This window comes from Oleiphilus sp. HI0066, assembly GCF_001635725.1.
On record NZ_LWFH01001055.1, the window covers coordinates 1 to 1,612 of the forward strand.

1 protein-coding gene is annotated in these 1,612 nt (G+C 44.2%); it reads left to right on the forward strand.

From position 1 onward, the window contains the following. A partial coding sequence (locus A3738_RS12925) for a DNA gyrase subunit A (RefSeq protein ID WP_304440101.1) occupies window positions 1-1,612 on the forward strand: 1,612 nt, incomplete at both ends.

Below are 1,612 nucleotides of genomic sequence, written 5' to 3' on the forward strand. Positions count from 1 at the left end.
GTTCGTATGGCTCAGCCATTTTCTCTTCGTTACACATTGGTAGATGGTCAGGGTAACTTCGGTTCTATCGATGGGGATAATCCAGCTGCGATGCGTTATACGGAAATCCGTATGCAGAAGCTTGCGCATTCTTTGCTTGCTGATCTAGAGAAAGAAACGGTCGATTTTGTTCCTAACTATGATGGCACAGAGCAAATCCCAGAAGTCTTACCGACTCGTGTTCCTAACTTATTGGTGAATGGTTCATCAGGTATTGCGGTTGGTATGGCAACGAACATTCCTCCGCATAATTTGAATGAAGTTGTCAGTGGCTGTTTAGCCTTGTTAGACAATTCAGATATTACGACTGATGAGTTGATGGATTACATTCCTGGTCCAGATTTCCCGACTTCAGCGATTATTAACGGTCGAGCTGGTATTGTTCAGGCATATCAGACTGGTCGCGGTAAAATTTATCTACGCGCGCGTTATGAAGTGGAAACAGACGCGAAAGGTAAAGAGCGCATTGTCGTTACAGAAATTCCTTATCAGGTTAACAAGGCGCGTTTGATTGAGAAAATCGCAGAGCTTGTTAAAGATAAAAAGATCGAAGGGATTACCGAGCTTCGAGATGAGTCAAACAAAGAGGGCATGCGTATTGTTATTGAGTTACGTCGAGGTGAAGTGCCAGATGTAATTATGAATAACTTGTATTCTCAAACTCAGCTTGAGAACGTGTTTGGTATCAACATGGTTGCGCTTGTTGATGGTGAGCCAAAGACGATTAATCTTAAGCAGTCACTTGAGATTTTTGTTAAGCACCGTAGAGAAGTCGTTACCCGTCGTACTGTTTATTTGTTACGTAAAGCGAGAGAGCGTGGCCATATTCTCGAAGGTCTTACCGTCGCGCTTGCGAATATCGATCCAGTAATTGAGCTCATTAAGAAATCTCCAACCTCTGCTGAAGCGAAAGAAGCTTTGCTTGCTCAAGCTTGGGAGCCAGGTGCTGTAGTCGGCATGCTCGAGAAAGCGGGCGTTGATGCGTGTAAGCCTGATGATCTAGGCGAGGAATATGGATTTGTTGACGGTAAGTACCGTCTTTCTCCGACGCAAGCACAAGAAATTCTTAACATGCGCTTGCACCGTCTGACTGGTCTTGAGACAGAAAAACTCATTGCAGAATACAAAGAGATTCTTGAACGCATCACTGAGCTTCTTGGTATCTTAAGCGATCCAGATAAATTGATGGCTGTTATTCGTGAAGAGCTTGAAGCTATCAAAGAAGAGTATGGTGATGAGCGTTGCACAGAAATCATGTCTTCGCGTCGAGACCTAACAGTTGCAGACTTAATTACTGAAGAAGATTTAGTTGTCACTATTTCGCATGCAGGTTATGCGAAAACGCAGAAGCTTGAAGAATATCAGGCGCAGCGTCGTGGTGGGCGCGGTAAGTCTGCTACCACAATGAAAGATGAAGATTTTATTGAGAAACTCGTTGTCGCGAATTCACATGACACGATTTTGTGTTTCTCAAACAAAGGTAAAGTGTATTGGTTGCGTACCTTTGAGATTCCGCAAGCAAGCCGTGGTTCACGTGGCCGGCCAATGGTGAATATTTTGCCGCTTGACGAAG